Origin of the sequence: Streptomyces sp. SID5785 (assembly GCF_009870065.1) — a bacterium.
Taxonomy (GTDB): Bacteria; Actinomycetota; Actinomycetes; order Streptomycetales; family Streptomycetaceae; genus Streptomyces.
Window position 1 is genome coordinate 1 of the sequence record NZ_WWIA01000571.1, and the last position, 3,162, is coordinate 3,162.

Consider the following 3,162-nt stretch of genomic DNA (forward strand, 5'->3'; position numbering starts at 1 on the left):
TTCATGTCGATGTACTCGGTCCAGTTGGAGAAGTTGACCACCTTCTCCTTCGCCGAGTGGTCCGTGGACGTGCCGCCGCCCTGGGACGTGCTCGCGGCGGGGATGCCGCAGCCGGTCAGCGCGCCGAGACCGCCGACGGCGAACGCTCCGCCCGCGGAGGCGCGCAGCAGGGACCGGCGGGACATCGCGGCCCTGCCGTTGGTGAAGCTGCGCCGCATGGCGGCCCTTTGGGCCGGGGAGAGGGGGTACCACCCTGCTCGAAGAGCTCGGGGGAGGTGGGGCTCGAACTGCTCCATGCGCATGCTGCCCTTTCGGGATGGCGGCCGCGGCGGCGCCGCGGCCGGGCTGCTATCGGTCCCCGAAGATCGTGCGGTGCCAGTCCTTCGCGACGACCGCGGTGTTGTCGAACATGACGTGCTTGATCTGGGTGTACTCCTCGAAGGAGTAGGCGGACATGTCCTTGCCGAAGCCGGACGCCTTGTACCCGCCGTGCGGCATCTCGCTGAGGATCGGGATGTGGTCGTTGACCCAGACGCAGCCGGCCTTGATCTCGCGCGTGGCCCGGTTGGCCCGGTACACGTTCGTGGACCAGGCCGAGGCGGCGAGCCCGTAGGGGGTGTCGTTGGCGAGCCGGATGCCCTCCTCGTCGCTGTCGAAGGGGAGCACCACGAGGACCGGGCCGAAGATCTCCGACTGGACGATCTCACTGTCCTGGGCGGCGTCCGCGACGAGGGTCGGCCGGTAGTAGGCGCCGTCCGCGAGGGCGCCGCCGGGGGCCTCGCCGCCGGTCACCACGCGCGCGTAGGAGCGGGCACGGTCGACGAAACCGGCGACGCGGTCGCGCTGGGCGTGCGAGATGAGCGGGCCGAGGTCGGTGGTGGCGGCGAACGGGTCGCCGAGCCGGACCGTGGCCATGAGGTCGGCGACGCCGCTGACGAAGGCGTCGTAGAGCGGACGCTGCACGTACGCGCGCGTGGCGGCGGTGCAGTCCTGGCCGGTGTTGATGAGGGCGCCCGCGACGGCGCCGTGCACGGCGGCGTCGAGGTCGGCGTCGTCGAAGACCACGAAGGGGGCCTTGCCGCCGAGCTCCAGGTGGAGCCGCTTGACGGTGGCGGTGGCGATCTCGGCGACGCGCTTGCCGACGCCGGTGGAGCCGGTGAAGGAGGTCATCGCGACGTCCGGGTGGCCGACGAGGTGCTCACCGGCGTCGCGGCCCGCTCCGGAGACGACGTTGACGACGCCGTCCGGGATGCCCGCCTCGGTCGCGGCCTGCGCGAACAGGAGCGAGGTGAGCGGGGTCAGCTCGGCGGGCTTCAGGACGATGGTGTTGCCCGCGGCGATGGCCGGCAGGACCTTCCACGCGGCCATCTGGAGCGGATAGTTCCAGGGGGCGATGGAACCGACGACACCGATCGGCTCGCGACGTACGTAGGAGGTGTGGTCGCCGCTGTACTCACCGGCGGACTGGCCCTGGAGGTGACGGGCGGCGCCGGCGAAGAACGCCGTGTTGTCGACGGTGCCGGGCACATCGAACTCGCGGCTGAGCTTGACCGGCTTGCCGCACTGGAGCGATTCCAGGAGCGCGAACTCCTCGGCCTTCTCCGCGAGCTTGCCCGCGAAGGCGTGCATCGCGTCGGAGCGCTCGCCCGGGGTGGCGCCCGCCCAGCCGGGGAAGGCGTCGCGGGCCGCGCCGACGGCGGCGTCCACGTCGTCGGGCCCGGCCAGCTCGTACGTGTACACGTCCGTGCCGGTCGCGGGGTCGACGACGGCGTGGCTGCGGCCGGACGTGCCGGGGGTCAGGCGTCCGGCGACGAGGTTGGCTCCTTCGGCGAAGCGTTCCTGCGCGGCGGCCGCGACGGTCTTCGCCGCGGGGGCGTGGGCCGAGGTGGGGTTGTGCATGAGTGCTCGCTCTCGCTTTCCTCCGCCGGCCACCCGTCCCGCGGGCCCCGGCGTGGCTCCAGCTCGATTTGAGTGCCGATCCTGACAGAGGGTCGGCACCCCAACAAGTGATTCCGTTGTTGCCTTTTGGTTACGCGACGGAATCTGTCGACCAGGTGTCGAGTGCACCTGGAAAACCCAGGACGGTGTGTCAGTGGTGCGTGCCAGACTCGCGTGCATGAGTGACGCACGGCTGTCACGGGATCCGGCACGGGGGCAGAAGACATGATCGACAGCAGGGAATCACTGGTCAGCGCGCTGGCGGCGGGGGCGCGCGTGAAGTATCTGCATTTCTGGGGGCACACCCCGCGCGCCGACGGCCGGCTCGGGGCGAGCTGCCTCAGCCAGTGGTGGCCCTCCCCGTTCACGGTGGACGGCGTGGAGTACGCGACGGCCGAGCACTGGATGATGGCCGGCAAGGCCCGGGTGTTCGGGGACGCCGAGGCGGAGCGCAGAGCGGTCGAGGCCGGCCACCCGTCGCAGGCCAAGAAGGCGGGACGGCTGGTCAAGGGCTTCGACGAGACCGTGTGGCGGCGCGAGCGGCTGCGGGTGGTCGTCGAGGGCAGCCTGCACAAGTTCGGCTCGGACCCGGCGCTGCGCGACTTCCTGCTCGGCACCGGGGAGCGCGTCCTGGTGGAGGCGAGCCCGCTGGACCGGGTGTGGGGCATCGGCCTCGCCGCGGACGACCCGGCCGCGGCGGACCCGGCCCGCTGGCGCGGCCCCAATCTCCTGGGCTTCGCCCTGATGGCGGCCCGGCGGGAGCTGGCGGCCCCGGCGGCCTGACCGGCGCCGGGGCGGGGACCTACCGCGTGCTCAGGACGATGACGAACACGAGGAACGCGACGCCCATCACCAGCCCGAAGGCACCGCAGATGATGCCGGTGAGCGCCTGTCCCCCGTTGGTGGCCTCACCGCGGCTCGCCTTGCCCCGGCCGATGGCGCCGAAGACGATGCCGAGAATGCCCGCGATGATCGCGACCGGCCAGAACAGGAAGAGCACCGCCGAGACGATGCCGGTGACCATGCCCGCGATCCCGAGACCGTTGCTCGGCTGCACGGGCATCCCGCCCTGCCAGCCGTAGGGCGCCGCGGGATAGGCGGCCAGCGGCTGCTGCGCGGGCTGCCCGTACGGCGTCTGCTGCGGACCGCCCGGGTAGCCGCCGTACGCCGCGGGCGGCAGGCCCGGACCGGCCGGCGAGACGGGCGGCGGCGGGACCGGGCCGC

The 3,162-nt window shown here is 72.5% G+C and carries 3 protein-coding genes and 1 pseudogene; 1 reads left to right on the forward strand and 3 read right to left on the reverse strand.

Annotation, left to right across the window (positions count from 1 at the left end; all coding sequences use genetic code 11):
• Positions 1 to 296 (reverse strand): annotated as a pseudogene (locus tag GTW43_RS18570) (spermidine/putrescine ABC transporter substrate-binding protein); the annotation flags it as partial.
• 52 nt (positions 297 to 348) lie between these two features.
• Complete coding sequence (locus GTW43_RS18575) at positions 349 to 1,899, reverse strand: gamma-aminobutyraldehyde dehydrogenase (protein ID WP_161303139.1); 1,551 nt, start codon at positions 1,897 to 1,899, stop codon at positions 349 to 351.
• A gap of 264 nt (positions 1,900 to 2,163) precedes the next feature.
• On the opposite strand from GTW43_RS18575, the gene GTW43_RS18580 reads away from it, so the two are divergent.
• Positions 2,164 to 2,721, forward strand: a complete 558-nt coding sequence (locus tag GTW43_RS18580; protein ID WP_161303141.1) for an NADAR family protein — start codon at positions 2,164 to 2,166, stop codon at positions 2,719 to 2,721.
• A 19-nt stretch (positions 2,722 to 2,740) separates the two neighbouring features.
• Here GTW43_RS18580 and GTW43_RS18585 read toward each other — a convergent pair.
• On the reverse strand, positions 2,741 to 3,162 hold a 422-nt coding region (locus tag GTW43_RS18585; protein WP_237536681.1), incomplete at its 5' end, for a DUF4190 domain-containing protein.

Excerpts from the sequence above, each read along its gene's own strand:
- GTW43_RS18575 (WP_161303139.1), bottom strand. The coding sequence starts at position 1,899 with ATGCACAACCCCACCTCGGCCCACGCCCCCGCGGCGAAGACCGTCGCG.
- GTW43_RS18580 (WP_161303141.1), top strand. The coding sequence starts at position 2,164 with ATGATCGACAGCAGGGAATCACTGGTCAGCGCGCTGGCGGCGGGGGCG.